This is a genomic window from Arthrobacter arabinosi (genome assembly GCF_054511115.1).
Map to the genome: position 1 here is coordinate 733,964 of NZ_JBTNDF010000001.1, position 26,730 is coordinate 760,693.

24 protein-coding genes and 1 tRNA gene are annotated in these 26,730 nt (G+C 70.9%); 3 read left to right on the plus strand and 22 right to left on the minus strand.

All coding sequences use genetic code 11. The features are described 5' to 3' along the window. Positions 1 to 255: 255 nt before the first annotated feature. From ACX80P_RS03470 to ACX80P_RS03555, 18 genes are all read right to left on the minus strand, one after another. Entirely contained in the window at positions 256 to 1,926 is a 1,671-nt protein-coding gene (locus ACX80P_RS03470; RefSeq protein ID WP_459276632.1) for a cellulase family glycosylhydrolase, read from the minus strand. 205 nt (positions 1,927 to 2,131) lie between these two features. Then, positions 2,132 to 3,301, minus strand: a complete 1,170-nt coding sequence (locus ACX80P_RS03475; RefSeq protein WP_459276633.1) for a glutathionylspermidine synthase family protein — start codon at positions 3,299 to 3,301, stop codon at positions 2,132 to 2,134. Position 3,302: 1 nt separating this feature from the next. After that, the gene (locus ACX80P_RS03480) at positions 3,303 to 3,749 is read right to left on the minus strand and encodes a tRNA-dihydrouridine synthase (RefSeq protein ID WP_459276634.1); all 447 of its coding nucleotides are present in this window, start codon (positions 3,747 to 3,749) and stop codon (positions 3,303 to 3,305) included. Between the two features lie 315 nt (positions 3,750 to 4,064). After that, positions 4,065 to 4,137 (minus strand) — tRNA-Ala (locus ACX80P_RS03485). Between the two features lie 95 nt (positions 4,138 to 4,232). Continuing rightward, the gene (locus ACX80P_RS03490) at positions 4,233 to 4,913 is read right to left on the minus strand and encodes a histidine phosphatase family protein (protein WP_459276635.1); all 681 of its coding nucleotides are present in this window, start codon (positions 4,911 to 4,913) and stop codon (positions 4,233 to 4,235) included. Continuing rightward, on the minus strand, positions 4,910 to 5,320 hold the full coding sequence (rsfS, locus tag ACX80P_RS03495) for a ribosome silencing factor (protein WP_459276636.1): 411 nt from the start codon (positions 5,318 to 5,320) through the stop codon (positions 4,910 to 4,912). The genes ACX80P_RS03490 and rsfS overlap by 4 nt, the downstream gene beginning before the upstream one ends. 27 nt (positions 5,321 to 5,347) lie before the next feature. After that, entirely contained in the window at positions 5,348 to 6,415 is a 1,068-nt protein-coding gene (locus ACX80P_RS03500; protein ID WP_459276637.1) for a hypothetical protein, read from the minus strand. Positions 6,416 to 6,422: 7 nt separating this feature from the next. Then, positions 6,423 to 7,127 carry a nicotinate-nucleotide adenylyltransferase gene (gene nadD, locus ACX80P_RS03505; protein WP_459276791.1) on the minus strand — a complete coding sequence of 235 codons (705 nt, stop codon included), beginning with the start codon at positions 7,125 to 7,127 and terminating at the stop codon, positions 6,423 to 6,425. A gap of 37 nt (positions 7,128 to 7,164) precedes the next feature. Further along, positions 7,165 to 7,401: a hypothetical protein gene (locus tag ACX80P_RS03510; RefSeq protein ID WP_459276638.1), complete on the minus strand. Its 237-nt coding sequence runs from the start codon at positions 7,399 to 7,401 to the stop codon at positions 7,165 to 7,167. A 102-nt stretch (positions 7,402 to 7,503) separates the two neighbouring features. Next, on the minus strand, positions 7,504 to 8,823 hold the full coding sequence (locus tag ACX80P_RS03515; protein WP_459276639.1) for a glutamate-5-semialdehyde dehydrogenase: 1,320 nt from the start codon (positions 8,821 to 8,823) through the stop codon (positions 7,504 to 7,506). A 47-nt stretch (positions 8,824 to 8,870) separates the two neighbouring features. Beyond that, complete coding sequence (gene proB, locus ACX80P_RS03520) at positions 8,871 to 10,028, minus strand: glutamate 5-kinase (RefSeq protein ID WP_459276640.1); 1,158 nt, start codon at positions 10,026 to 10,028, stop codon at positions 8,871 to 8,873. Positions 10,029 to 10,034: 6 nt separating this feature from the next. Continuing rightward, the gene (gene obgE, locus ACX80P_RS03525) at positions 10,035 to 11,618 is read right to left on the minus strand and encodes a GTPase ObgE (RefSeq protein WP_459276641.1); all 1,584 of its coding nucleotides are present in this window, start codon (positions 11,616 to 11,618) and stop codon (positions 10,035 to 10,037) included. Positions 11,619 to 11,733: 115 nt separating this feature from the next. Further along, positions 11,734 to 11,994, minus strand: a complete 261-nt coding sequence (gene rpmA, locus ACX80P_RS03530) for a 50S ribosomal protein L27 (protein WP_028280075.1) — start codon at positions 11,992 to 11,994, stop codon at positions 11,734 to 11,736. 58 nt (positions 11,995 to 12,052) lie between these two features. Further along, entirely contained in the window at positions 12,053 to 12,361 is a 309-nt protein-coding gene (rplU, locus tag ACX80P_RS03535; protein WP_043444935.1) for a 50S ribosomal protein L21, read from the minus strand. Between the two features lie 381 nt (positions 12,362 to 12,742). Beyond that, positions 12,743 to 16,279, minus strand: coding sequence for an Rne/Rng family ribonuclease (locus tag ACX80P_RS03540; RefSeq protein WP_459276642.1), 3,537 nt, complete (start codon positions 16,277 to 16,279; stop codon positions 12,743 to 12,745). Positions 16,280 to 16,690: 411 nt separating this feature from the next. Continuing rightward, positions 16,691 to 18,664: a 1-deoxy-D-xylulose-5-phosphate synthase gene (dxs, locus tag ACX80P_RS03545; protein WP_459276643.1), complete on the minus strand. Its 1,974-nt coding sequence runs from the start codon at positions 18,662 to 18,664 to the stop codon at positions 16,691 to 16,693. 129 nt (positions 18,665 to 18,793) lie between these two features. Beyond that, the gene (locus ACX80P_RS03550) at positions 18,794 to 20,155 is read right to left on the minus strand and encodes a class I SAM-dependent RNA methyltransferase (protein WP_459276644.1); all 1,362 of its coding nucleotides are present in this window, start codon (positions 20,153 to 20,155) and stop codon (positions 18,794 to 18,796) included. Between the two features lie 11 nt (positions 20,156 to 20,166). After that, the gene (locus ACX80P_RS03555) at positions 20,167 to 22,143 is read right to left on the minus strand and encodes an APC family permease (RefSeq protein ID WP_459276645.1); all 1,977 of its coding nucleotides are present in this window, start codon (positions 22,141 to 22,143) and stop codon (positions 20,167 to 20,169) included. A 102-nt stretch (positions 22,144 to 22,245) separates the two neighbouring features. Between ACX80P_RS03555 and ACX80P_RS03560 the strand changes: the two genes are divergently transcribed. Continuing rightward, a complete protein-coding gene (locus ACX80P_RS03560; protein WP_459276646.1) occupies positions 22,246 to 22,920 on the plus strand; it encodes a potassium channel family protein in 675 nt (224 codons plus the stop codon). Further along, positions 22,917 to 23,588 carry a potassium channel family protein gene (locus tag ACX80P_RS03565; RefSeq protein WP_459276647.1) on the plus strand — a complete coding sequence of 224 codons (672 nt, stop codon included), beginning with the start codon at positions 22,917 to 22,919 and terminating at the stop codon, positions 23,586 to 23,588. The genes ACX80P_RS03560 and ACX80P_RS03565 overlap by 4 nt, the downstream gene beginning before the upstream one ends. Here ACX80P_RS03565 and ACX80P_RS03570 read toward each other — a convergent pair. The 4 genes from ACX80P_RS03570 to dut all read right to left on the minus strand — a co-directional run bounded on the left by ACX80P_RS03570 (position 23,585) and on the right by dut (position 26,100). Continuing rightward, entirely contained in the window at positions 23,585 to 24,334 is a 750-nt protein-coding gene (locus ACX80P_RS03570; RefSeq protein ID WP_459276648.1) for a DUF3159 domain-containing protein, read from the minus strand. The two genes, ACX80P_RS03565 and ACX80P_RS03570, sit on opposite strands and share 4 nt — an antisense overlap. 10 nt (positions 24,335 to 24,344) lie before the next feature. Further along, positions 24,345 to 24,698: a hypothetical protein gene (locus ACX80P_RS03575; RefSeq protein ID WP_459276649.1), complete on the minus strand. Its 354-nt coding sequence runs from the start codon at positions 24,696 to 24,698 to the stop codon at positions 24,345 to 24,347. A 5-nt stretch (positions 24,699 to 24,703) separates the two neighbouring features. After that, complete coding sequence (locus ACX80P_RS03580) at positions 24,704 to 25,516, minus strand: DUF3710 domain-containing protein (RefSeq protein WP_459276650.1); 813 nt, start codon at positions 25,514 to 25,516, stop codon at positions 24,704 to 24,706. A gap of 77 nt (positions 25,517 to 25,593) precedes the next feature. Continuing rightward, the gene (gene dut / locus ACX80P_RS03585; RefSeq protein WP_459276792.1) at positions 25,594 to 26,100 is read right to left on the minus strand and encodes a dUTP diphosphatase; all 507 of its coding nucleotides are present in this window, start codon (positions 26,098 to 26,100) and stop codon (positions 25,594 to 25,596) included. Between the two features lie 153 nt (positions 26,101 to 26,253). On the opposite strand from dut, the gene ACX80P_RS03590 reads away from it, so the two are divergent. Continuing rightward, on the plus strand, positions 26,254 to 26,730 hold the full coding sequence (locus ACX80P_RS03590; protein ID WP_459276651.1) for a DUF3093 domain-containing protein: 477 nt from the start codon (positions 26,254 to 26,256) through the stop codon (positions 26,728 to 26,730).

The following is a 26,730-nucleotide window of genomic DNA, read 5'->3' on the forward strand; positions in this document are numbered from 1 at the left end:
CCTCATCGGAGGCCATGATAGTAGCGCCGATGGCGGGTTTTGGCTCGGGTCCATGGTCACGAAAAAGGCAGTTCGTCGGCGCCGCCGAGCAGAGCTCGTCCGCACAGTGAGTACTGCCGGACGAGGGTTCGCACCTCGGATTGCGGCGGGTCATCGCTGACGGTGTCCGGACCGCCGGGCGTGGTGGCTACGCGCTCCGAATCGTGAACCTTCCTCCGGCGGACCGGCGAGGAACTCCCACCACGCCGCCCATGGTCATTTCGTCGTGACGGTGATCACGGGGTTGACCGGCGGCTTCACGCCGTCGACCTGCAGCCCGACGCTGACGACCTGGCCGGCCCTGAGGGACGTGGTCCAGTCGGAGCCGACGCAGGTGATGGACTTCTTCGGGATGAACGAGCATTTGACGCCCCATGAGTTGGGGATCTTCGTGACGTTCGGGTCCGCGTAGGTCACCGACCATCCTGTAACGGCCTCCTTCGCGGTCACCTTCAGCTGGACGATGTGCCCGCCCCGCCAGGAGTTCTGCAGCGTCCATACGGCGCTGACCCTGGACGACGCCGGCACGGCCGGCTTCCGCGTCGGCGTGGGGGTGACGACGGGCGTGGGCGTGGGCGACGGCGTGGGTGTGGTCGTCGGGGTGGGCGCCGGTGTGGGGGTGGTGGGCGCCGGGGTCGGTGTCGCCGTCGGGCTCGGGCTCGGGCTCGGTGCGGCCGACGGCGTGCTGGTGAGGATCGGCTTCAGGGCCTCGAGCTTCGCGGCCTCGGGTGTGCGCCAGTCGTTCCCGACGAGGCCGCCGGTGTCACCGCTGTTCGGGTTGAAGGACCAGTAGGCGAAGCTGGTCCCGTTGGCGCCCAGGTACTTCACGATCTCGGCCATCCACTGCTTGTCCGAAGTGGTCTCCAGCTTGGAGCCGAACTCGCCGACGAGCACGGGGGCGATGCCTTCCTTGGCGATGTAGCCCCAGTTCGCGTCCCAGAACCCGGCAAGATTCGCCGGGTAGACCGGATCGGAGAACCACTTCTGGGCGAAGACCGACGACGGGTAGTCGTGGGGCGAGTAGACGACCTGGTTGGGCACGGTCAGCGTCACCGGCTTGGCCTTGACGTCCTTGAGCCCTCCACCCCACCACGTCCAGGTCCCGTCGTTCTGCGCCTCGACGCCCTCGACGATGACCAGGAGGTTCGGGTTGACGGTCTGGATGGCGTTGCCCGCGCGGGTGGCAGCGGCGTGCCAGTCCGTGGCCGGGTTGGTGCCACCCCAGGTCGCTGCGCCGTGGGGTTCGTTGTGCAGGTCGGCGCCGATGACGGTGGGCTCGTCCTTGTAGCGGGCGGCGAGCATCTTCCAGTCGGCGATCCACTTCTCCTCGCTGACCGTGCTCGTGTACCAGAGGTCGGACTGGGCCGCAGAGGACGGTCGGTGCCGGTCGAGGATGACGTTGAGCCCGGCCGCCTTGGACCTGGCGATGACGATGTCCATGACCTGCTGCGGGGTCTTGCCCTGCAGGTCGGGGTTGGCCGAGAAGTTGGTGTCCCTGCTGACCCGCCCGGTGGTGAGGCACTCGTTCGAGTAGGGCAGCCGGATGGTGTTGAAGCCCATGGACTTGATCTGTGCGAGGGCGTCGTCCATCCTCAGCGTCCACAGGCCGTTGGGGACGCAGTCGGAGGTCTCGAGGCCGAACCAGTTCGCCGCCCTGATCACGTAGGTCTCGTCGCCGGCGGTCCTGATCGTGCCGCCGTCGGTGTGGAGCCAGCCCGACGTCGAAGCGCTGGCGGTCACGGTCCGCATCTCGCCCAGGGCTGCCGGAGCGCCCGGGGCGGCACAGCCGCCCAGTGCCAGGAGGGCGACCAGGGCCGGGATGAGGGTCTTGCCCCTCGACCTCCGCTTCCTGCCGGGTGAAGGGGTGGGGCTGGCTGGTTCTGTCATGATCCTCCGCTGCTGATGGGCATTGCCATCATGGATCACGCGCAGAAGGATCATGTCTCACGAGCGGCGATCTTGCGGAGAATCTGCGGCATTGTGGTGCCTGATCCCGTGGTACGACCTCGGATCAGGCACCCTGATGGGGGCACAGCCACGGCCCATCGGCGCGGCGCGGGGCGCGCTACGGTCGCGAGTCGAGCAGGGCGGCTCAGTGGGGCGCCGGCGCGTCGATCACGTTGGGCACGAACCGGCAGAAGTAGTCGGTGATGTGGCCGTCGGATTCGCGGATGCCGACGCCCACGGACTCGCCGTCGACGACCCACGCACCGAGGACCGGCCGGTTGCCGTCGAAGTCGGGCAGTGGACTCCACGCCTGGTAGCACCAGCCTTCAGCCCCGTAATCGCCCGGTTGCTCGATCTCGACGCCTTTGGCGTGGATGCGGATGTTGTCACCCTCCCGGCCGTGCAGGGGCTTGGCAACCCACTCCTCCATGCCGTTCGGTCCGTCGAGGAAGGACGGCAGCAGGTTCGGGTGGTCCGGGTAGAGGTACCAGAGGGCGGCAAGGAGTGCCTTGTTCGACAGGAACATCTTCCAGGCGGGTTCGACCCAGCGGGTCATCACCGGCCAGTCGAGGATCTTCCGGCCGAACTCCTCCTTCATCATCAGCTCCCACGGGTAGAGCTTGAAGATGGTGCTGATGGCCTGGTTGTCCAGGTCCACGAACCGGTGCTGTCGGGCGTCCCAGCCGATGTCGCTCATGTTGATGCCGACGGTCTCCCAGCCGGCCTGCGAGGCGACGTCGCGCATGTAGGCGGCGGTCATCCAGTCCTCGCCGGACTCCTCGACCTCGGTGTGGGCGACGTGCAGCCGTGGTCTTTCGAGCCCGCCGCGCTGCTGGTCCCACGCCGTGATGAGGGCCTCGTGGATGCTGTTCCACTGGTCGTTGTCGGGCTTGACGTCCTGCAGCCAGAACCACTGGGCGATCGACGCCTCAATGAGGCCGGTGGGGGTGTCGGCGTTGTACTCGAGCATCTTGGGCGGGTTCACGCCGTCGTAGGCGAAGTCGAAGCGGCCGTAGATGCCGGGCTCGCTCCGGGCCAGCGATGCGGCGGCGAGCTTCATGGCCGCGGCACCGATGCCGATGGTGCCCATGGCACCGGTGGCGAGATAGCGGGCCGCCTCGATGCACATCCCGTGCAGCTCCTCGGTGACCTGCTCCAGCATCTCCACCTCGGCGAGGTCGAACTGGTAGTAGGCGCCCTCGTTCCAGTAGTCGATCGCGGAACCGTCGGGCAGGATCGTCGTCGAGTAGAGCAGGCCCTGACTGGCGATCTTCTCTTTCCAGTCCGGGCGCGGGGTCGATCGGACGCGCTTCATCTCAGCCGCCCATGCTCCCGGAGCGCCCGCCGCTACCACCGGACTTCACGCTGCCGCCGAAGCCCCCGCGCGTGACGGACTGGCCGTCGCTGGCGAACCCCCTCCTGGCCGTCGTTCCCGAGGGGATGTTGGTGGTGCCGCCGGAGACCCTGGCGCCGACGGGAGGGATGATCGTGCTGCGCCCGGAGGTGTGGATGATCATGGGCAGGAAGTACCAGCCGTAGTGGCTGCTGGACCGGCCCTCCTCGCTGCACTTGCTGTCCTCGACCCGCTCCTGGGTCGTCTGGTCCTGACACACCTGGGCGTAGTCCTCATCGATGACGTCGCCGGACGGGGTGCAGCCGGTGAGGAGAGCACTGGCCAGGAGGGCAGTGACGCCGAGGGCGAGGGACCCGGTGCGGCGGACGTGCGTCGGGTCGCCCGGGGTCGAGCGCTGAGTGCTGGTCATGGTTGCTTTCGCTGGTTGGTTGGATGCTCGACCGACGGTGTGCGATCGCGCAGGAATCGTGATCCGAGGCGACGGCGCCGTCGTCGAGCATCTGACAGCTTCTCCCTCCAGTGTCCTCTCCTTCGAGTGACAGAGGGAGATGCGCCACGTCGACCGCCGCCCGGGTGCCCGGGCGGGATCGGGCTGCAGCGCAGGACTTACGACGGGCGGCGGCCCCGTCCTCCCACGCCTGGGTGCAACGATCGCATCGGCCCCCCCCGGGCAACAGAAAACCGCCGGACCCAGGTCTTTACCTTGGATTCCGGCGGTTCGTTGTGGAGCTAAGGGGATTCGAACCCCTGACCCCCTGCATGCCATGCAGGTGCGCTACCAGCTGCGCCATAGCCCCGAATCTGCATCACTCCGTCCGGGCGAACCGGCCGAAGCAACTCGATCAGTCTAGTAAATTCTGGCGGCTTCGCCAAATCGGCTCCCGATGCCGGCTCAGCCTTCCAGCGGCTCCTCGGGGAGGGAGCCGAGACCGACGTTGTGCTCGGTCAATTGCCAGGAGAAGCGCGCCTCGGACCTGTCGACCACCTCGTGCATCTCGGACCAGTGGCAGTTGGACAGTCCCGCGAGGGCGCCCCAGCGTTCCGGGGGCAACCCCATCAGGGCCGCAAGGGCCGCCCTGATCGATCCCCCATGACTGACGACCACGAGCGTCTCGGCGGGGCCGATCCGCTCGACGGCCTCCGTCACCGCCGCGAGCATGCGCTCGCCGACCTCGATGCGGTTCTCGGCGCCACCGGCGCGCACGTCGGGGTCCCCGCCACGCCACGCCGCGTTGTCGTCCGGGAACTGTTCGTCGATCTCAGCGAAGGACAGGCCCTGCCACGCTCCGGCGTTCGTCTCGCGGAGGCGCTCGTCGTAGTCGACCGGCATTCCGACGAGCTCCCCCAGCGTCCGTGCCGTGTCGGCGGCACGGCGCAGGTCCGAGGAGACGATCAGCGACGGCTCACGCGTCAGCAGCACCTCGGCTGCCCGGGCGGCCTGGTCCCGGCCGGTCTCGTCCAGGTCGATGTCCTCCTGGCCCTGGAAACGGCCCGAGTGGTTCCACTCCGTGCGGCCGTGGCGCCAGAACACGATGCGCCGGGCCGCGGGGTGGGCGTGGGGATACCGCGTCACTCCGGGACGACGTCGGACGCTGCGGCCTGCGGAGAGCTCTGCAGCGCCTCCTCGAGCTGGAGGTCCACGGACGGGCAGTCCTTCCACAGCCGATCGAGGGCGTAGAACACGCGGTCCTCCTCGTGCTGCACGTGGACGATCACCTGCGCGTAGTCCAGGAGCACCCAACGGCCCTCGCTGCGGCCCTCGCGACGCACGGGCTTCAGGCCCTGCTTGGACAGTTCCTCCTCGATACCGTCCACGATCGCGTTGACCTGTCGCTCGCTCGGAGCGGACGCGATCACGAAGATATCCGTGATCGCGAGCCTGTCACTGACGTCGATGGCGACGATGTCCTGGGCGATCTTGTCCGCTGCGGCGTGCGCCGCGGTGCGGGCTATGCCAATGGACTGTTCGGTAGCGCTCACTGATCTCCTTGTGTGTGGCCAGCAATTTCACCCATTGAGGGAGCTGACTGTCATTATTATCCCGGTCGCGAGGGCGGTCGCGCCCACCACGAGCAACGAGTACTGCAGATACCGCACGCGGCGGAGCCTCCCGAGGCCGGCGGTCATGGCGTCGAGCGGGTCCAGGCCGAAGGCGTCCCGCGCCCCGATGGGTTCGGAGCCGGTGCCGTCGCGGGAACCCCCTGCCTCTCCGGTCCCCCTCCCCCGCACCTCGGACGGGGACATGCCCGCCGGCGGTTGGGGGCGCGGCACGACGATCGGGATGTGCGAGGTGGTGGGTGCCCGGAGGACGGACCGCGTGCTGCCGGGCACCTGCACGAACTCGGGTGGGGTGACGATCGACAGGTTGTGGGCCGCGGTCGGGTCGTTGGGCGATGGCGTGCGCTGCCGGTCCTGTGTCTCCTGCCGGTCCTGTCCCGACAGCTCCTGCGTCCGGCGCGCCCGCGAGTTCAGGAACGCCGCGCGGTCCGCCAGGGCTTTCTGTTGCGCCAGTACAGCAGGGTCGACCGCGAAGGGGTCGTGGCCGGCGTCCGGCTGCAGGCCGGCGAGGTGGTCCTCGGCGTCGCGGACGATCGACTGCCTGGCCTCGGTCGGCGACACGGCGGGGTCATCGGACTGCCGACGACGGCGGTCGCGGCGTCCGCCGGGCAGAGGCGCCCTGGTGACGTTCGGCTGCTGGTCGGTCGCCGGGTCCGGTGCCACCGCCCGTCCGTCGATCTGCTGCAACCGCAGCTGACGCCGCGTGGGCGTCTCCACCCGCACGAGTCCGTCGCCGCCCGGCCCCTGCGGGTCGACCGGCGGGCGGAGTGACCCCGGCGCTTCGCTGTCGCCGACCCGGGTCTCGCGCTCCGCACCGGCGGCCGGCACGGCGTCGACGGGTACATCGGCGGCCCGTCGGCTGTGCGCGGATGCATGTCCGTCACTTTCCGGGCGCGCGTCGCTGCTCCCGCCGACACCCGCGGAGCTGGTCCTGACCGCCGTACCCGGTTCACCTGACGTGGCACGGTCCGCTGTGTGGGACCCGGCCATCTGCGGGTCGTCGATCGCCTTGCTCATCGTCCAGTCATCCAGTTGGTAGTTGGAGGGAACTCGGGGCACCCCGGTGCTGCCGTTCCAGCGGGGGGACGTGTCCGCTCCCGTGGTGCGGTGCCGGCAGTGCTACGCGCCGGTAGAGGCGGTGCTTGGCGATGTACTGCACGACGCCGTCGGGCACCAGGTACCAGACCGGCTTCCCGTCGCCGACGCGTTGCCGGCAGTCCGTGCTCGAGATCGCCATGGCCGGCACCTCCATGAGGCTGACGTCGCGGCCACGCCCGTCGAGCTCGTGCCCGGGACGCGTCACCCCGATGAAGTGCGCGAGGGACCAGAGCTCCTCCGCGTTCTTCCAGGTGAGGATCTGCGCCATGGCGTCGGCACCGGTGATGAAGAACAGCTGCGCGTCGGGCCGCTCCGCCTTGAGGTCCCGCAGGGTGTCGATCGTGAAGGTGGGGCCGGGACGCTCGATGTCGACGCGGCTCACGGTGAAGCTCGGATTCGAGGCCGTCGCGATGACCGTCATGAGGTAGCGGTGCTCGGCGGCCGTCACGTCCTTGTCGGCCTTCTGCCAGGGCTGGCCGGTGGGGACGAAGACGACCTCGTCCAGGTCGAACACCGATGCCACTTCGCTCGCCGCGACGAGGTGCCCGTGGTGGATGGGATCGAAGGTTCCGCCCATCACCCCGAGGCGCCAGGGCGATCCGTCGTGATGCCGCTGCCTGGGCCCGCCCATGACGTCCCGCTCGGTCGTGTTCGCCGTCACAGGAGTGCTAGAGCCGGTTCGCTTCGCCGTGGTCGTGCTTGTTGGTGTGCTGCTTGTGCGGGTCGATGTGCTCCTCCACCGCTTCGTGGCGGTTCCGCACGTTGGAGAAGGACACCGTGATGATCATCAGGGTGAGCAGGATGCCCATGACGATCAGCCCGTACGTGACGGGGGACATCGGCAGTTCCGTGTGGGTTTCCGTGGCTTGGGCGGCCAGCATCATGCTGCCGAGCGAGTAGAGCATCGTCATCCCTCTGTCGGGTCAGGGTCCGCCGGCCCGCTGCGGACCGGCGCGGTCATCAGATCCCATGGTACGCGTAATGGGAGTCCGTCAGCCGCACCGGCGTCAGCGCCGGACGTGGCCCGAGCCCTGCACGATCCACTTGGTGGTGGTCAGCTCGGCAAGGCCCATCGGGCCCCGGGCGTGCATCTTCTGGGTGGAGATGCCCACCTCCGCGCCGAGGCCCAGCTCACCGCCGTCGACGAACCGCGTGGACGCGTTGACCAGGACGGCGGCGGAGTCCACGCCGGCCACGAACTCCTCGGAGGAGGCGAGGTTGTTCGTGATGATCGCCTCGCTGTGGCCGGTACTCCACCGGCGGATGTGCCGCAGGGCGTCGTCGACGCTGTCCACCGTCCGCACCGCGAGGTCGAGCTGCATGTACTCGCGCCCCCAGTCGTCGTCGGTCGCCGTCGGCGCCCCGGTTCCGGCCGGCAGGAAGGCACGGGACCGCTCGTCCACATGCAGCGTGACGCCGGCGCGGACGAGCGCCGCGAGCACCGCGGGGGCAGCCGCCGAACGGGCGTGGACGAGGAGGGTCTCGACGGTGTTGCAGACGCTGGGCCGCTGCGTCTTGGCGTTCAGGAGGATCTCCACCGCCATCTTCTCGTCGGCGGTCTCGTCGAGCAGGATGTGCACGTTGCCCTCCCCTGTCTCGATGACGGGGACCCTCGCCGTCGTCACGACGGACTGGATCAGCGCGCGTCCGCCGCGCGGGATCAGGACGTCGACCTTCCCGCGGGCCGTCATGAGGACCTGGGCGCCTTCCCTGCCGAACTCGTCGATGGTGAGGACGGCGTCGTCGGGCAGCCCGTGGTCCTCGAGGGTGTCGCGGATGATCCCCACGAGGGCGGCGTTGGTCGCGGCGGCCGCGCTGCCGCCGCGCAGGATCACGGCGTTGCCGCTCTTCAGCGCCAGGCCGGCGATGTCCACCGTCACATTGGGGCGTGCCTCGTAGATCGCGGCGACGACGCCGAGGGGCACGCGGACCTGGCTCATGCGGAGGCCGTTGGGCAGCGTCTCGGCGCGGACGGCGGTACCCACGGGGTCCGGCAGGGCGGCGAGCTGCGCCAGCGCCTCGGCGAGTCCCCCGATCCGCTCCTCGTCGAGGCCGAGGCGGTCCAGGAGGTAGGCGGAGGTCCCGGCGGCGCGGCCGCGTTCGACGTCGGTGCGGTTCGCGGCGAGTACGACCTCACGTCGCCGGACGAGCGCCTCCGCGATCGCGAGGAGGACGCGGTCCTTGCGTGCCCGGTTGGCGCGGGCCAGGACGCGCGATGCCTCACGGGAGCGGTCGGCGATCGCGTGGATCGCGGCGGTGAGCTGTTGCGGGGACAGCGCCGCGGCGTCGTCGTCCCGGTGGGTGGTCTCGGCCTGCAGGTCGGTCATTCGTCCAGTCTAGCGAGGAGCGGCCCCGGAGTCGGGGGCCCGGCGCCTCATGACGCGGCGGCGCCCGGGAGCACCACGAGGTCGTTGACGTGGACCACGGAGCGCTCGTACTCGGCGCCGAGTTCCTCGGCGAGATCGTGCGTGGACCGGCCGAGCATGCGGGGAAGTTCGGTGGAGCTGTAGTTGACGAGGCCGCGGGCCACGACCGTGCCGTCGCTGCTCACGAGCTGGACCGGGTCGCCCGCCTCGAACACGCCGTCCACGTCCACGACGCCGGCCGCGAGGAGGGACCGTCGTCGCTCCCCCACGGCGCGCACGGCGCCGTCGTCGAGCACGAGGGTACCCAGGACCCGGGCGAGGTGGGCCAGCCAGAGCAGCCGGATGGGCTGGCGTTTGCCGGTCGCGGTGAACCAGGTGCCGACGTCGTCCCCGCGCAGCGCGGCGGCCGCGTTCGCCGTGGAGGTGACCAGGGCGGGGATCCCCGAGGACGCGGCGATGGTCGCGGCCTCGACCTTGGTGACCATCCCTCCGGTGCCGACGCCGGCCCTGCCGGCCCGTCCGATCGTGACGCCGTCGAGGTCGGCGGGCGACCCGACGAGCGGGATGCGGCTGGCGCCGGCACCGGGCGGCCCGTCGTAGAGGGCGTCGACGTCGGACAGCAGCACGAGCGCCTCCGCCTTGACGAGGTGCGCCACGAGCGCCGCGAGGCGGTCGTTGTCGCCGAACCGGATCTCGTGGCTCGCGACGGTGTCGTTCTCGTTCACGATGGGAACGACGCCGAAGTTCAGCAGGCGCTCCATCGCCCGGTGGGCGTTGGCGTAGTGGGACCGCCGGATGAGGTCGTCCGCGGTCAGCAGGATCTGGCTCACGGTCACGCCGTGCGCCGCGAAGGCCTGCGAGTACTGGGCCATCAGCAGGCCCTGCCCCACGCTCGCGGCGGCCTGCTGCGTGGACAGCTGGGACGGGCGCCGCGCCAGCCCGAGGGGCGCGAGCCCCGCGGCGATCGCGCCGGAGGACACGAGGATGACCTCGGTCCCGGCCGTCCGACGCTCCGCGAGGACGTCGGCGAGCCGGACGAGCGCCTCTCCTGAGATGCCGCCGGACACCGAGGTCAGGGACGACGAGCCGACCTTGACGACGATCCGGCCTGCCGCGGCCAGTCCCTCGCGGGAGGCGAGGGGCTGCCGGGAATGGTCCGCGCCCAAGGTGGCCTAGTCCTCGGACTCGGTGTCTGCTCCCTGCTGGGCAGGGGCAGGCTGCTTGCGGTTCTGCACCGACTCGGTCCAGACGCCGGCCTTGCGGTCGGCCTCGAGCTCGGCGCGGGCCGCGGCCTTGGCGTCCTTGCGTTCCTGGTACTCCTCGCGCTTCTGCTCGCGCGTGGGCCGCACGTACTCGGCGAGGCGCAGGTCCGAGCCGCGGGGGCCGGCGAGCAGTTCGGCGCCGCCCATCATGGTCGGCTCCCAGTCGAAGACGACGCCGTCGCCCTCGCCGATCACCACGGTGTCACCGGGCTTGGCGCCGGTCTTGAACAGCTGCTCCTCCACGCCGAGCTTGGCGAGGCGGTCCGCGAGGTACCCGACGGCTTCGTCGTTGGTGAAGTCGGTCTGCTGGACCCAGCGCTCGGGCTTCTCACCGAGCACGCGGAAGAGCGGCAGGGCGTCCTTCTCCTCGTGGCGGATCCTGAACGAGGCGGCGTTGACGCCGCGAGGGCGGAGCACGGGGGGCTCGATCCGCGGCGGGGCGGTCGCTACGGCCTGGCGGGCCTTCTCGACGATCTCCGCCATCGCGAAGCCGAGCTGGCGCAGGCCCTCGTGGCTGGAGGCCGACACCTCGAAGACGCGGTAGCCGCGTGCCTCGAGCTCGGGCCGGACGAACCCGGCCATGTCCCTGCCGTCGGGCACGTCCACCTTGTTGAGCGCGACCAGGCGCGGGCGCTCGTTCAGGGGCACCACGTCGCCGTCGGGACCGGCGAAGCTCATGTCGACGGCGTACTTGTCCAGTTCGCGCTCGATGATCGCGAGGTCGTTGAGGGGATCGCGGTCCGTCTCGAGCGCGGCGCAGTCGAGCACATGGACCAGTGCGGCGCAGCGCTCCACGTGGCGGAGGAAGTGGTGTCCCAGGCCCTTGCCCTCGCTCGCGCCCTCGATGAGGCCGGGGACGTCGGCGATGGTGAAGCGCGTGGAGCCCGCCTCGACGACGCCGAGGTTCGGGACGAGCGTGGTGAAGGGGTAGTCGGCGATCTTGGGACGGGCAGCGGACATCGCCGCGATGAGGCTGGACTTCCCGGCGGAGGGGAAGCCGACGAGGGCGATGTCGGCGATGGACTTGAGCTCCAGGACGACATCGCGCTCGTCGCCCGGGATGCCGAGCAGCGCGAAGCCGGGGGCCTTCCGCTTCTGGGAGGACAGCGCGGCGTTGCCGAGCCCGCCCTGGCCGCCGGCCGCCGCGACGAACTCGGTGCCTTCGCCGACGAGGTCGGCGAGGACTTCGCCGTCCTTCGTCTTCACGACGGTGCCGTCGGGGACAGACAGGATCAGGGTCTCCCCACTCTTGCCGCCGCGCCAGTCGCCCATGCCGTTGCCGCCGTTGGTGGCGTGCCGGTGGGGTGCGTGGTGGAAGTCGAGGAGCGTGGTGGTCTGGTGGTCCACGCGGAGGATGACGTCGCCGCCGTCGCCGCCGTTGCCGCCGTCGGGCCCGCCCAGGGGCTTGAACTTCTCGCGGTGGACGGAAACGCAGCCGTGGCCGCCGGTGCCTCCGGATACGTGCAGGACTACGCGGTCAACGAAGCTCGCCACGTTGATCTCCTTCTACAAATGCTTCACTGTGCCGAGTCTAATCGGCTTAAAAGAAGGTGGGGCGAGCCGTAGAGGCTCACCCCACCCGAAATGCCTGGTGTACCGTGCGGCAGAACTACTCTGCTGCAGCGCCCACGATGTTGACGACCTTGCGTCCGCGGCGCGTGCCGAACTCCACGGCACCTGCCTCGAGTGCGAAGAGGGTGTCGTCGCCGCCGCGGCCGACGTTGGCGCCCGGGTGGAAGTGGGTGCCGCGCTGGCGGACGATGATCTCGCCGGCCTTGACGACCTGGCCACCGAAACGCTTCACGCCGAGGTACTGGGCGTTCGAGTCGCGGCCGTTGCGAGTGGAGCTTGCGCCCTTTTTATGTGCCATGGGTTATGCCTGCCTTCGCTGGAATGTTCTACATGAGGAGATCGGTCGTCCGGAGGGACTACGCGATGCCCGTGATCTTGACGCGGGTCAGTTCCGAACGGTGACCCTGGCGCTTCTTGTAGCCGGTCTTGTTCTTGAACTTCTGGATGACAATCTTCGGGCCACGAAGATTCTCGACGATCTCGGCAGTGACGGAGACCTTTGCGAGGTCCTCCGCTGCGGAGGTGATCTTGGCGCCGTCTACCAGAAGGAGGGCGGGGAGCTTGAACGTGCTTCCTGCCTGACCGGTGACGCGGTCAAGGGTAACGAGGTCTCCTACAGAAACCTTTTCTTGGCGGCCGCCTGCGCGGACAATCGCGTACACCACTTGGGAACTCACTTCTCTCGACAATCTTGACTTCTGATGAAAAAACCTGGGTGCGCCTCGGCAGCAATCCTGAGGTTGCTCTTCGCGCCTGATCCGCTCCGCGTGTCCATGACACCGAACCCTGGGGCTACCGGTGTCTTCAGGACGTTCCACACGGGTCGGAACCCCTGACGGATATCCACGGACATGCCGGTTAACAGGCGGATGCACCGAGGGTCAAGATTACGGCAGTACCGCCTCTTCCCGCAAATCAGCGGCGCGGTCCCGCGCGGCACGGCGGCCCGTGTGGAAGCCGTGGACGCGGGAGGGCCGGAGCCCTCGCGGACTCCGGCCCTCCCCGGACGGCGGTCGCCGTTCCTGCCTGCAGCCTCCTGGGGCTGCCTACAGCTCGGAGGCGGGCACCCCGACGCCGAAGATCACCGGCTCGTCGACCGACGCCTCGGCCTTCTGCACGGGCGCCGGGGCTTTCGCCACGTGCCGTGTTCCGGCCGGTTCGACGGCGGGTTCCGCACCCTGCGTCTCGATCGCCGTGTCCGCGGCTCCCTGCGCGCTGCGGGCCACTCGGCGACGCGGACGCGCGGGGCGGCCGGGGTCGCCGACCGCCGCGGGTTCCGTGACCGTCGCACGGGGGGCCGGCGCCGCGACCTGGAGGCCGGGCGTCTCCGCCGGGTGGAGGCTGGTCGTCCCCGCCGGCGCGGGCTCGGGCACGTCCGCACCGTCGTCGGGCCCCGCCGCGGCAGGCTTCCTGTTGAAGGCCTCGCTCAGGCTGTCGAGGGTCAGGCGCGTCGCCGGGGCATCCGTGTCCTCCTGGCTCTCCGGACGGCGTCCGTCCGCGCGGGGCAGGGTGACGGTCTCGCCGTTGATGGTCAGGACGGCTTCCGTGACCTGGACGTCCGCCTCGGTGACGCCCTGGGCGGTCTCCTCCTCGTGGGCGTGGTGGGTCGCCGCCGCGATGCTCGCCAGGGCTGCCCGGGCGACCTCCGCCTTCGCGGCGCGGTCGGGACTCTCGACGACGGGGACCGGCGGCAGCGCCAGGCCCTCGTCCTGCTGGCCCCCGCGGCCGCGGCTGCGCTTGCGCTCGCTCCGGGACGGCTTCTCCTGGCGCGCCTGCTGCTGGTTGTCGGGGGCGGCCGGCCGACGGTACTCCACGGGTTCCATGTGGGTGACGACGCCGCGCCCGGCACAGTGCTCGCAGTCCTCGCCGAAGACCTCGAGCAGGCCCGTGCCCATGCGCTTGCGCGTCATCTGGACGAGCCCCAGCGACGTGACCTCGGCGACCTGGTGCTTGGTCCTGTCCCGGCCGAGGCACTCCACGAGGCGCCGCAGGACGAGGTCGCGGTTCGCCTCGAGCACCATGTCGATGAAGTCGATGACGATGATGCCGCCGATGTCCCGCAGGCGGAGCTGGCGAACCACCTCTTCGGCGGCCTCCAGGTTGTTCTTGGTGACGGTCTCCTCGAGGTTGCCGCCGCTGCCCGTGAACTTGCCGGTGTTGACGTCCACCACGGTCATCGCCTCGGTGCGGTCGATCACCAGGGACCCGCCGGAGGGCAGGAAGACCTTGCGGTCCAGGGCCTTGGCGATCTGCTCGTCGATGCGGGACGCCGCGAAGATGTCCTCCTCGCCGGTCCACTTCTCGAGCCTGCCCACGAGGTCCGGCGCCACGTACATGACGTAGGCCTCGATGGTGTCCCATGCCTCCTCGCCCGAGACGACGAGCTTGGAGAAGTCCTCGTTGAAGACGTCGCGGACCACCTTGATGGTGAGGTCGGGCTCGCCGTACAGCAGCTCGGGCGCGAGGGTCTTGGTCGAGCCGGCCTTGCGCTCGATCTCCTCCCACTGCGCGCGGAGCCGGTTGATGTCGTGGGTCAGCTCCTCCTCGCTGGCGCCCTCGGCCGCGGTGCGGACGATCACGCCGGCGTTCTCCGGGAGGCGGTCCTTGAGGATCCGCTTGAGCCGGTTGCGCTCTACGTCGGGCAGCTTGCGGGAGATGCCGGTCATCGACCCGCCCGGGACGTACACGAGGTAGCGGCCGGGCAGGGAGATCTGGCTCGTGAGCCGGGCGCCCTTGTGTCCGACCGGGTCCTTGGTGACCTGGACGAGGACGGGGTCCCCCGACTTCAGGGCGAGTTCGATGCGGCGTGGCTGGCCGTCGAGGCCCGCGGCGTCCCAGTTGACCTCGCCGGCGTAGAGCACCGCGTTGCGTCCGCGTCCGATGTCGACGAAGGCGGCCTCCATGCTCGGCAGCACGTTCTGGACCTTGCCCACGTACACGTTCCCGATCAGGGAGTCCTGCTGCGTCCGGGAGACGAAGTGCTCGGCGAGGATGCCGTCCTCGAGCACGCCGATCTGGATCCTGTCGTCGGACTGGCGGACGATCATCTGGCGGTCGACGGACTCGCGGCGGGCGAGGAACTCGGCCTCGGTGATCACGGTGCGGCGGCGGCCGGTGTCGCGGGACTCGCGGCGGCGCTGCTTCTTCGCCTCGAGGCGCGTGGATCCGCGGACGCTGGTCACGCGGTCGGACACGGGCTCGCTGGACTGGCGAGGCGCCCGGACGCGGGTGACGGTGTTGGGCGGGTCGTCGTCCTCGCCGCCGGTGAGTTCGAGGTCCTGGTCACCGCGGCGGCGACGACGGCGGCGGCGGGACGTCACGCTGGCGCTCTCCTCGGGACCGTTGCCGTTCGACGGGTCGTCCGGGCTCTCGGCGTCGTCGGCGGCGGCCTCGGTCTGTCCGGCGTCGCCCCGGCTGCGGCCCCTGCTGCGGCGGCTGCGGCGCGAGCGGCGACCGGATTCCTCGGACTCGTCCTCCCCCGGCTCCTCCTCGCGGGGCGGCGCGACCTTCACGGACGGCACGGAGACGGTGGTGAGGTCCGGCGCGTGGAACAGGAGGGACAGCGGCGACTCGGGGATCGCGAACGGATCGAGGCCTACGCCGTCGGCGGCCTCATCGGGCCCGACGACGTCCGCGGCGTCCTGTGCTGCTGTGGCGCCGGCGGCGGTGTTCGTGGCGGAGGGTTCCCCTGCGGCAGGGGCCACGGCCCGATCGTCTGCCTGGTCCTCGGCCTGCACATCTTCCTGCACGGGCTCGGACGCCCGGCGGCCGCGGGTCCTGGCGGAACTGCGGCGGGCCCGGCTCGGCCTCTCCTCGGCGATGGCGTCGGGGGCGACCCCGGCGACCGGTGCCTCCGCGACGGCCGAAGCCTCGACGGGTTCGACGGCGCTTGCAACCGTGCTCTCGATGGGGCCGGCGGGGCCTGCTGCGGCGCTGGCCGCACGGCGGCGCGTGCGGGGTGCCCGCGCCGGTGCGGACTGTGCCTCGGTGGGGTCGTCGGCACCCGGATCGGGCGATCCCGCGGTCGCGGTGCCGACGGTCCCGGTCCGTTCGACGTCGGTCGGTGCGGCGGTCGCCTCCGCGGCGGGTGCCGCGGCGGGCACGACGACCGGCTCGGCGGCAGCGGGGGCCGCAGTGGCGGGACCGGCCTCGGCGGTGGCCGCCCGCCGGCGGGTACGGGGTGCGCGGACGGGTGCGGCGGGTGTCCCCGTGGAGTCGGCGGCGGAGCCGGTCGGCGCCGTGTCCGCAGTGGTGTCCGCACCGTCCACGGGAGCTCCCGTCCCCGGTTCGCCGGAGGGCGTCTCGTCGGTGATGACGACCGGCTTGCGGACGCGCGGGGCCCTCTTGCGGACCGGCGGGGCGGCCTCCGCGGGGGTGTCGTCGGCGCTCCCGGTGGGCGCGTCGGTGAGGGCCGCGACATCGGGGACGGCCTGCGGAGCCGAGGGTGGCGCCCCGGCCGGGGCACTCGCCGTGCGGCGCTTCCTCGGCGCCTTCGCCGGTGCGGTCTGCGCCTCGGGTGCCGGTGCGGTCCCGGTTGCTTCCCCTGCTGCCTGGTCGTTCCCCTGCTGTTCTGACTGATCCATGCGGTGCTCGCTCCAAGCCCCTGCGGCACCGGCCACATTCCAGCGCCCTCCAGGGCGGTATGTCGGCCGGCCGCGGGCCTATCGCCCGGCGGCAGACCGGAAGTCGTTGTCATGTCGTCCGAGGTCGCACCGTCATGGGGGTGCTGAATCACTCGACGACCAGTGGCGCTTTTCCAACTCAGCCGCCGTGGTGGACGGTGGGTCCCACCGGCGGATTCCGCCTACTTCCGCCGACGGGGCGGGTTCGGTAGGACGGGAGCATCGCTTGCGGAACGGAAGCCTGTCACTGGACCGGCAGGGGAATGTGGTTCCCTCGCCAGCCTTCGTCATTGTCTCACACCGCCCTCCGATAGGGGCGCCCACACGCGGCCCGCGCGGGCGGGATCCGCCCCGAGGCGCCCGGCCGGCGGATCAGAACTGCGGGAGCTGACCCGTGGCCGGAGCCTGGTCGCCGGCGAGCGGCCGGGCCACCGGCACCTTCGTGCCGAGGACCTGCGCGACGACGTCGTGCGTGATCTTCTGCGCCGTCAGCCCCACGCGCTCGAGCACCTGGGCGCGCGAGCCGTGGTCGAGGAACTCGACGGGGAGGCCCACCTCGTTGAGCGCGGTGTCCACACCGGCCGAGCGCATCTCCTGGCGGATCCTCGACCCCACACCGCCGGCGCGCACGCCGTCCTCGAGGACGATCACGATCCGGTGCTCGGCTGCCAGGTCGATCACCGAGCGGCGGACCGGCAGGAGCCAGCGGGGGTCGATGACGGTGGAGCTGATGCCCTGCGCGCCGAGCCGGTTCGACACGTCGAGGGCCAGTTCGCTCATGGCACCGATGCTGACGATGAGGACGTCGTTGGTACGCGAACCGGCGGGTCGGCGGGACAGGACGTCGACGCCGTCGTCGAGGCGCTCGATGGCCTCGACCTCGGCGCCCACGGAGCCCTTGGAGTACCGCACCACGCTGGGGGCGTCGGCGATGGCCACGGCCTCGCGCAGTTCCTCGCGCAGCCGGGAGGCGTCCCGGGGCGCGGCGAGGTGCAGGCCGGGGATGGCCTGCAGCAGGGCCATGTCCCACATGCCGTGGTGGCTCGCGCCGTCGGGCCCGGTGACGCCCGACCGGTCGAGGACCACCGTCACACCGGCCTTGTGCAGGGCGACGTCCATGAGGAGCTGGTCGAACGCACGGTTGAGGAAGGTGGCGTAGAGGGCGATCACGGGGTGCAGGCCCCCGTAGGCCATGCCGGCCGCACTCGTGACGGCGTGCTGTTCGGCGATGCCGACGTCGAACACGCGGTCGGGGTGCCGGGCTGCGAAGCGGTGGAGCCCCACGGGGATCAGCATGGCCCCCGTGATGCCCACGATGTCGGGGCGCTCGTCGGCGATGTCCGCGATCTCGTTCGCGAAGACGGAGGTCCAGGACTGCGAACCGGCGCCGTCCACGGGTTCGCCGGTCTCGGGGTCGATGATGCCGACGGCGTGGAACTGGTCGGCCTCGTGGGCGCGGGCGGGAGCGTAGCCGTGGCCCTTCTCGGTGATCGCGTGCACGATCACCGGTCCCTCGTAGTTCCGGGCGAGGTGCAGTGCCTGTTCGACGGCGGACCGGTCGTGGCCGTCCACGGGTCCCACGTACTTCATGCCGAGGTCCTCGAAGAGGCCCTGGGGCGCCCACCAGTCCTTGATGCCCTTCTTCATGGCGTGCAGGCTCTTGTAGCTGAACTCCCCGACCGGACCGCCGTTCTGCATGCGGTTCTTCACGCGGTCCAGGGTGCGCTCGTAGATGCGGTGGGTCCGTACGGAGTCGAGGGTGGGCCGCAGCGACGCGAGGTAGTCGGCGACGCCGCCGATCGTCGGCGCGTAGGAGCGCCCGTTGTCGTTGACCACGATCACGACGCGGCGGCGCTTGTCCGCGGCGATGTTGTTGATCGCCTCCCAGGCCATGCCCCCGGTGAGGGCGCCGTCGCCCACGAGGACCACCGTGTAGCGGTCGCCCTCCCCGCTCAGGACGCGGGCACGGGAGATGCCGTCGGCCCAGGAGAGCGAGGACGAGGCATGGGAACTCTCGACGATGTCGTGGACGGACTCAGCCCGCGAGGGGTAGCCGGACAGTCCGCCCTGCTGCCGGAGCGTGCTGAAGTCCTGGCGTCCGGTGACGAGCTTGTGCACGTAGGACTGGTGTCCGGTGTCGAAGATGATGCTGTCGCGCGGCGAGTCGAAGACGCGGTGGATGCCGAGCGTGAGTTCGACGACGCCGAGGTTGGGGCCGAGGTGGCCGCCGGTACGCGAGACGTTACTCACCAGGAAGGTGCGGATCTCCTGCGCGAGGGCCGTCAGTTGCGCTTCGCTGAGCTTGCTCAGGTCCTGTGGGCCGTGGATCGTCTCCAAGAGTCCCATCCGCGCCTCCTTGATTCGTTCGGCGGGGCGGCGTGACCGCTGCCCCGGGTGGTGCTTAACTCTAACGTTCGGGTTCCGGAGAGGGTGCCATTGACAGGTGCCCGGGCACCGGCGGGGGCCTCGCCGACCTCAGGCGGGAGGAGGAAGGAGCCGCGCGAAGGACTCCATGTGGTGCGTGTGCGGGTACAGATCGAAGACCCGGAGGGCGTCGAGCGACCACCCGGCCGCGAGGAAGTAGCCGAGGTCCCGGGCGAAGGACGCCGGATCGCAGGACACGTAGCCGACGACCCTCGGGCGGGCCTGGACGATCTGCCGGACGACCTTCTTCCCGGCGCCGGCGCGGGGCGGGTCGAGCAGGACGCCGTCGAGGGGTTCGTTCCATCGCCCGAGCACGGCGTCCACCCTACCCTGGACGATCGCCACGTGGTCGGAGCCGTGGAGGTTGCGCTTGGCGTCGCGGCTCGTGCCCGGCGACCCCTCGACGGACAGCACGCTGCCGTCCGGCCCGACGGCGCGGGCGAGCGGCACGGTGAAGAGTCCGGCGCCTGCGTAGAGGTCGGCGACGCGTTCGCCCGCGGCGGGCTGGAGTCCGTCGAGGACGGCGGAGACCAGGGCCTCGGGCGCACCCCGGTGGATCTGCCAGAATCCCGCTCCGGTGACCCGGTAGTCGATGCCGAGCACGTGCTCCTGGAGCCAGGTGCGGCCCGCCAGCCGCTGCACCTGCCCGGACTCGGGGTGGAGGACGCCCACGGAGGCACCGTCGATCGAGGACGCGACGGCTGCGACACGGCGTGGGGTGGTCCGCGCGGCCGGGACGAGCAGCACGAGCGGCTCACCCCCGCCGGAGGGTGCGGCGACGTCGACCCGCTCAATGCCCGTGAGGTCGAGCGCCCACAGGCGCAGACTGTTGACGGCAGCGACGGCCAGGGGCATCTCGCGGACGGGGACGACGTCGTGCGAGCGGTGCAGGTGCATGGCGAGCCGCCCGGCGCGGTCGACGGCGAAGGCCGCCCGGGTACGCCAGCCCAGGCCGTCCGCCGCCTCACCCGGCGCTGCTTCGACGCTCACCGGGCGGTCGGTCTTCGCGAGGCGGGACAGCTGCTCCTCGAAGACGGCACCCTTGAGGCGTCGCTGCTCGTCGAGGGCGATGTGCCCGAATTCGGCACCGCCGACGGCCGCACGCCCGCGGGCCGCTGCCTTCAGGGCGTCGGCCAGGGGCCATGGGTGGGGAACGCGGGCGGAGGAGGCCTCGAGCACCTCGACGACGTCGGCGCGCCAGAAACGGGCGTCGTCGTCCGTCCCGGTGAACCGGACCCGAACACGCTCCCCCGGCAGGGCGTGCCGGACGAAGACCACGCGCCCCTCGTGCCGGGCCACGAAATGGCCGCCGTGCGCGGCCTTCCCGACGGTCAGTTCGGCGTCAGGCACAGGTTCGGCGTCAGGCACAGGCTCGGCCTCGGAGGGATCGGGGGCTGGGGCGGCGTCGCTCATGGGGTGTCTTCCTACTTCAGGTCCTGGTAGATCTGGGCCGCGTCGGAGGACGCGAGCTGCCACGGCACGCTGGCGACCATGACCCCGGGCACGAAGTGCAGGCGTGCCTTGATGCGCAGGGCCGTCTGGTTGTGCACCAGCTGCTCCCACCACTTTCCCACCACGTACTCGGGGATGTAGACCACGATCAGGTCGCGCGGGGAGTCCCGGCGGATGCTCCTGATGTAGTCGAGGATCGGGGTGATGGTGTCGCGGTAGGGCGAGGCGAGCACGGTGATGGGCACGGGGATCTCGTACCTGTCCCAGTCGGCGAGGGTGCGGCGGGTCTGCTCGGGGTCGACGTCGACCGTGATGGCGTCGAGACGGGAGGGCCGGGAGGCACGGGCGAAGGCCAGGGCGCGCAGCACCGGCTTGCGCACGTGGGAGACGAGGATCACGGCGTGGACCCGCGAGGGGAGGACGCGCAGGCGGACGGCGTCGTCGATGGCGAGCTCCGCGGCGACGGCGTCGTAGTGCTTCTTGATGCTGCGCATGAGGGTGAACAGGACCGCCATGGCGAGCACCGCGATCCACGCGCCGTACTCGAACTTGGTGACGAGGACGACCACGAGGACCGCCGCGGTGAGGCCGAAGCCGAGCGTGTTGATGGCGCGGGACTTGCGGATGGTCCAGCGCTCCTGCTTGTCCACGGTGCTGCGGAGGGTCCGGGTCCAGTGACGGATGAGGCCGAGCTGGCCCGCCGTGAAGGAGACGAACACGCCGACGATGTACAGCTGCACCAGGGCCGTGACGTCGGCCCTGAACACGAGGATGAGGACGACGGCGCCGAGGCCGAGGGCGAGGATGCCGTTGCTGAAGGTCAGGCGGTCCCCCCGGGTCCGCAGCTGCCGCGGCAGGTAGCCGTCCGTCGCCAGGATGGAGGCGAGGACGGGGAACGCGTTGAACGCCGCGTGGCCGGCGAGCATCAGCATGAGCGCCGTCGCGGCGACGACGAGGTAGAAGCCCGGCGAGGCGGTGTCGAAGACGGTGCGCGCGAGCTGGCTGACGACGGGCGCCTGGATGTAGTCCCCGGGGATCGGCCCGCCGTCGAGCAGCAGCTGCGCCGAAGGGTTCTGCACCACATGGACGCGCGCGGCGTTGGCGAGGTAGATGACACCGGCGAGCATCGCGGACGACACGAGGCCGAGGACCAGGAGCGTCGTGGCGGCGTTGCGTGAACGCGGCGCCTGGAACCGCGGCACGTTGGAGCCCGGCCCCTCGAGCCCGGTCAGGGCCGCGGCGCCCGCGGAGAACGCCCGGAGGATGAGGAGGCCGCCCGCGAGGCCCACGAGCCCGGCGTCGAACGCGGCGTCGGGGACGACCTCGAAGCGCGCGCTGGGCGCGTCGGCGAGGGTGCCGGTGAGTGCCTGGACGGTGCCCGTGACGCACAGGGCGAGGATCCCGGCCAGGAAGGCGTAGGTGACGACGGCGCGGGCCCGGACACCGCGCGTGACCCCGCGCAGGTTCAGCAGCACCAGCACCGCGACGCCGACGACGGCGAGGCTCACGCGCACGCCGTCCAGCGTCGGGGCGAGCGAGACGACGTACTGCGCGGCCGCCGAGACGGACACGGCGACGGTGAGCAGGTAGTCGATCATCAGCGCCGAGGCCACCGTGGTGCCGGCCCGGGGGCCGAGGTTCCGCTTCGCGATCTCGTAGTCGCCGCCGCCGGAGGGATAGGCGCGGACCGCCTGGCGGTAGGAGGCGACGACGACGAGCAGGACGGCGATCACGGCGAGACCCACCCACGGCGAGATGGCGACCGCGGTGACGCCGGCGAGGGCCAGCGTGAGGAGGATCTCGTCCGGTGCGTAGGCGACCGACGACAGCGCGCTGGCCGAGAACACGGGGATGGCGAGGCGCTTCGGCAGGCTCCTGTTCCTCAGCCTGTCGCTGGCGAAGGGCTTGCCCACCAGCACCCGCTTGACGGCCTCGAGAAAAGTCAGCACAGCCCAAACACTAGCGCGTCCCGGCGGCCGGCCAGCCACTAGGCTTGGTGCTGGTATGACAGGGAACGGCAGGATCTACACCAAGAATCAGGGGTGCCCTCGGTGGCTCATTTTGTGATCATGGGGTGCGGCAGGGTGGGCGTCAGCCTCGCCCACACCCTCGACGAGTCGGGCCACTCGGTAGCCATCATCGACCAGGACGACCGCGCGTTCCGTCGCCTCCGCTCGTCCTTCGGCGGGCGGAAGGTCACGGGGGTCGGCTTCGACCGGGAGACCCTGAAGTACGCCGAGATCCAGGACGCCTACGCCTTCGCAGCCGTGTCCAGCGGCGACAATTCGAACATCCTCGCGACCCGCGTGGCGCGGGAGACGTTCCACGTCCCCCACGTGGTGGCGCGCATCTACGACCCCGGACGCGCGGAGATCTACCAGCGCCTCGGCATCCCCACGGTTGCGGCCGTCCGCTGGAGCGCCGACCAGGTGCTCCGCCGGATCCTGCCGGAACAGACCATCAACGGTGACTTCCGCGAGACCTCCGGCCGGCTGATCCTCGCCGAACTGGCGCTCAGCGACGCGTGGCTGGGCCGGTCCCTGAGGAGCATCGAGGCGGCGAGCGGCGTGCGCATCGCCTACATCACGCGCTTCGGCGAGGGCATCCTGCCCACCGGCGAGACCAGCTACCAGCAGGGCGACATCCTGCATGCCATGATGCAGACGACGGCCACGGGCGAGATCGGTCGTATCCTCGCCGCCGCACCGGAGGAGGAGAACCAATGAGGGTCGTCATCGCGGGGGCCGGGAGCGTCGGGTCGTCGATCGCACGGGAACTGCTCGGCAACAAGCACGAGATCCTGCTCATCGACGAGAAGCCCGAGGCGATCGGTCGCAGCGGCCTCAAGGGGGCCAAGTGGCTCATCGGGGACGCGTGCGAGCTCACGACGCTCAAGGACGCACGCCTCGACGAGGCCGACGTCGTGGTGTCCGCGACCGGCGACGACAAGGTGAACCTCGTGGTGTCCCTGCTCGCGAAGAGCGAGTTCGGCGTGGGGCGCACCGTGGGCCGGGTGAACAACCCGAAGAACGACTGGATGTTCGACGACTCCTGGGGGGTGGACGTGGCCGTCAACACGCCCCGGCTCATGACGGCGCTCGTGGAGGAGGCCGTGGAGATCGGCGACCTCGTGCGCCTGCTGACGCTGCAGACCGGGGTGTCCTCGATCGTGGAGTTCACCGTTCCCCAGGACTCCCCCCTCATCGGGGAGACGATCGGCTCCCTGCGCCTCCCGGAGGACTGCGCCGCCGTCGCCATCCTGCGTGACGACTCCCCCATCACCCCCAGCCCGGACGACCTCGTCGAGGGTGGCGACGAACTGTTCTTCCTCGCGGCCATCGCCGCCGAGGACGAACTCCGGGTGGCGCTGGCCGCCCGGACCGACGACGACTAGCGGTCCGCGGACAGCCCGTCGGCGGTGACCGGGCGGGGGCGGGAGATCATCCACGCGAGCCAGAGGCCGAGCGCGTACAGCGGCAGGCCCATGGCCACACGCGTGGACCCGAGCGCCGCGACGTTCCCGAGCAGGTAGAGGGGCACCTGGACGACCAGGCGCAGCGCCAGGACCGCGACGATGATCCAGGTGGCGACGGCGTAGGCGCGGACGCGGGCGCGGTCCTTCCGCCACTCGATGCCCTCGTTCCGGATGAAGCCGAAGAGCAGCCCGGCGAAGGGCCACCGGAACAGCACCGAGGCGGCCAGCACGATGATGTAGCCGCCGTTGATGAAGAAGCCGGGGAGGAAGAAGTCCTCGGCGTTGCCGGTGCGCTGGGCCACGAAGGCGCAGAACGCCACACCGACGAGCCCCGCGAGGGCCTGCGTGACCGGCGTCCTCGAGACGAGCCGGAGCACGGTGAAGACGGCGGACACCGCCAGCGCGGCGACGAGGGAGATCGTCAGGTCCCGGGTGATGGTGAACAGGATGGTGAAGACCAGCCCGGGCGCGATGCTCTCCGCGAGCCCCTGCACACCGCCGATCGACGACAGGACGTCGATCTGGCCGGACTCGGAGCGCCGCACGCCGGACTTCGCGGCGTACTGCGCGGCGAGGTCCGCGGCCGACGGCGCCGCCGGGGTGGGGCCGACGCCGTCGTCCCCGGGCCGCCGGCCGGCCTCGGGCTCATCGATGGGGTGGCTCATGTCGGGGTCCTCATCCGTTCTCGTCCGGTCGGCCGATGATCTCGTAGCGGGGGTTGTACACGGTGGGCGTGCCGTCCACGTGGCTGAGCATGCCCTCGAACCGCAGCGCCGCTCCTGCCTCGATGCCCGGCACGCGCCGCTGGCCCATCCAGATGATCCGGACGGTCTCCGGAGCGCCGTTCCAGTCGATCCTGGCGACGATGCTGAAGGACGGCGGGGCGGTGACGGGTGCGATGGTGAGGCTGGCCACGACGCCCCGCGCCTTGATCCTGCCGCGCTGCGGCAGTGCGGCAGGATCGCGTGCAGGGAGGCCCGTCCGTCCGTCGCTGCCGGCGGGGCCTCGCCCGTACGGCAGGGCGGGCACGGCGGTCAGCGCGTCTCGGTGATCTCGGGGCCGCGCTCGAGCGGGTTCAGATCGGGGCGCGTCGGGGCCGGAGCAGGCGGTGGCACTGCGGCGGCGTCCTTCGGCAGCCTGAGCTGCAGCAGCTCGCGCGGCGGGAGGGGATGATCGCCGCGGACCACGACGACACTGCGGAACAGCCGCTCCATGGGAGCCGCAGCGCTGGCCTCCAGGGCGGCGGGTCCTCCGAAGACGCCGCGGAGGAACCAGCGGCGGCCGTTGATCCCCACGAACCGGGCCACCCGGTAGCCGGCCTGGCCGTCGGGGGTCTGCGCGGGCAGCTTGGCGAGGAGTTCGGTGCCGAGCCTGCCCGGCCGCTCCTCGACCGTGCCGCCCTGCGAGCCCACGGAGACGCCGATCTGCTCCCGGATCTCGTCCCACAGCCCCTCCGTCTTCGGCGCCGCGAACGCCTGCAACTGCAGGGTGGACCCGCCGAGGTCCAGGGTCACGGCGATGACGCGCTTGGTGCGCTCCTCGACCTCGAGGCGCAGCTGCAGCCCCTCGGCCGCGTTGATCCGCAGGGCGCCGAGGTCGATGTAGCCGTTCGAGGTGTCCTGCTCGGAGAGATCGAACGGGCCGAGGGTGGCGCGGTCGTAGTCCGCGCTGGACACGAGGGCGGCTGCCTCCGGGACGCCGGCCGCGTCCGCACCCGTGGCCTCAGGCGTCGCGCCGTTCCCGTCCGGTGTGCCCGGGGCGGACGCCGGCTCCTGCTGCTGCTCCGGCTGCTCCGCCGCGTCGGCGGCGTCGTCCTGCTTCTTCTTCCTGGGGCGCCCAAAAGCCATGTCCGGGGTCCTTTCCTGATGGCGGAATCGAGGTGATGAAATCTTCCGGCGGTGCGGCGACCGCACGGAGGTGGAGGTCAGCCGCCCGCAGGCGACGTGGATGCCGTGGCCGTCCCGGGGGTCCCGAAGCCGCCGGTGGACCCGAAACCGCCGGTGCCGCGGGCGCTGTCGGGGAGCTGGTCCACGACGGCGAACGCCGCACGCTCGACCCGCTGGATGACCAGCTGGGCGATGCGGTCCCCGCGCGAGAGACGGACCGGTTCGTGGCGGTCGGTGTTGAGGAGGCAGACCCTGAGCTCGCCGCGGTAGCCGGCGTCGACGGTGCCCGGAGCGTTCACGATGGTCAGCCCGTGGCGGGCGGCGAGCCCCGACCTCGGGTGCACGAGGCCCACGTAGCCCGTCGGGAGTGCCATCGCCACCCCGGTGGGGACGAGTGCGCGTTCACCCGGCGCGAGGACGACGTCGACGGCGGTGCGCAGGTCCGCGCCCGCATCGCCCTCGGTGGCGTACGCGGGGGGCTCGAGGCCGTCGTCGAGCATCAAGATCTGGACCGGGAGGTCCTGCTGTGTACCCATGAACTGCATCTCCAACGCGAGCTATCCGGTTACCAGCCCCCCACTTTAGCCCCTTTGCCCGGGCCCCACCTGTCAGTCCCGGGTGCCTCGGGCCGCCGCGGCGGGCCCGCCGCGGCCCGCGGTCAGGATGAGACCGGGGGCAAAGAGTGGAATGCTGGTGTCATGTCCAGCGCCCCCGGGGAAGCACCCCGGAACACACCCGACCAGACCGTCCTCTACGAGGAACGCCTGTGGCCCACGCCCTGGGTCTGGCTGATCGCGGCGGGCTTCTCGGCGGCGACGATCGTCATGTTCGCGCCCATCTCGATGTCCGTCGGCTACGCGGTGGCCGTCGTCGTCGCGATCATCGTCACCGCCCTGCTCATCCTGTCCACGCCGCGGATCGCCGTCACCCCCACCACGCTGACGGTCGGCCGGGCGACGATCGAGCGGCAGTACCTCGGAGCGGTCGAGTGGTTCGGCGGGGACGACGCGACCTACCAGCGCGGTCCGGGCCTGAACGGCCTCGCGTACCTGTGCATCAGGGGGTGGATCTCGCCGGTCGTGAAGATCGAGGTCACGGACCCGGAGGACCGCACGCCCTACTGGCTCACGTCCTCCCGTACCCCTGACCGCCTCGTCGCCGCGCTGGCCCGCTGA

Coding starts and splice junctions, on each gene's coding strand:
- ACX80P_RS03470 (WP_459276632.1), bottom strand. CDS start 1,926: ATGACAGAACCAGCCAGCCCCACCCCTTCACCCGGCAGGAAGCGGAGG.
- ACX80P_RS03475 (WP_459276633.1), bottom strand. CDS start 3,301: ATGAAGCGCGTCCGATCGACCCCGCGCCCGGACTGGAAAGAGAAGATC.
- ACX80P_RS03480 (WP_459276634.1), bottom strand. CDS start 3,749: ATGACCAGCACTCAGCGCTCGACCCCGGGCGACCCGACGCACGTCCGC.
- ACX80P_RS03500 (WP_459276637.1), bottom strand. CDS start 6,415: ATGAGCAAGGCGATCGACGACCCGCAGATGGCCGGGTCCCACACAGCG.
- nadD (WP_459276791.1), bottom strand. CDS start 7,127: ATGGGCGGGCCCAGGCAGCGGCATCACGACGGATCGCCCTGGCGCCTC.
- ACX80P_RS03510 (WP_459276638.1), bottom strand. CDS start 7,401: ATGCTCTACTCGCTCGGCAGCATGATGCTGGCCGCCCAAGCCACGGAA.
- ACX80P_RS03515 (WP_459276639.1), bottom strand. CDS start 8,823: ATGACCGACCTGCAGGCCGAGACCACCCACCGGGACGACGACGCCGCG.
- rpmA (WP_028280075.1), bottom strand. CDS start 11,994: ATGGCACATAAAAAGGGCGCAAGCTCCACTCGCAACGGCCGCGACTCG.
- ACX80P_RS03540 (WP_459276642.1), bottom strand. CDS start 16,279: ATGGATCAGTCAGAACAGCAGGGGAACGACCAGGCAGCAGGGGAAGCA.
- dxs (WP_459276643.1), bottom strand. CDS start 18,664: ATGGGACTCTTGGAGACGATCCACGGCCCACAGGACCTGAGCAAGCTC.
- ACX80P_RS03550 (WP_459276644.1), bottom strand. CDS start 20,155: ATGAGCGACGCCGCCCCAGCCCCCGATCCCTCCGAGGCCGAGCCTGTG.
- ACX80P_RS03565 (WP_459276647.1), top strand. CDS start 22,917: ATGAGGGTCGTCATCGCGGGGGCCGGGAGCGTCGGGTCGTCGATCGCA.
- ACX80P_RS03570 (WP_459276648.1), bottom strand. CDS start 24,334: ATGAGCCACCCCATCGATGAGCCCGAGGCCGGCCGGCGGCCCGGGGAC.
- ACX80P_RS03580 (WP_459276650.1), bottom strand. CDS start 25,516: ATGGCTTTTGGGCGCCCCAGGAAGAAGAAGCAGGACGACGCCGCCGAC.
- dut (WP_459276792.1), bottom strand. CDS start 26,100: ATGCAGTTCATGGGTACACAGCAGGACCTCCCGGTCCAGATCTTGATG.
- ACX80P_RS03590 (WP_459276651.1), top strand. CDS start 26,254: ATGTCCAGCGCCCCCGGGGAAGCACCCCGGAACACACCCGACCAGACC.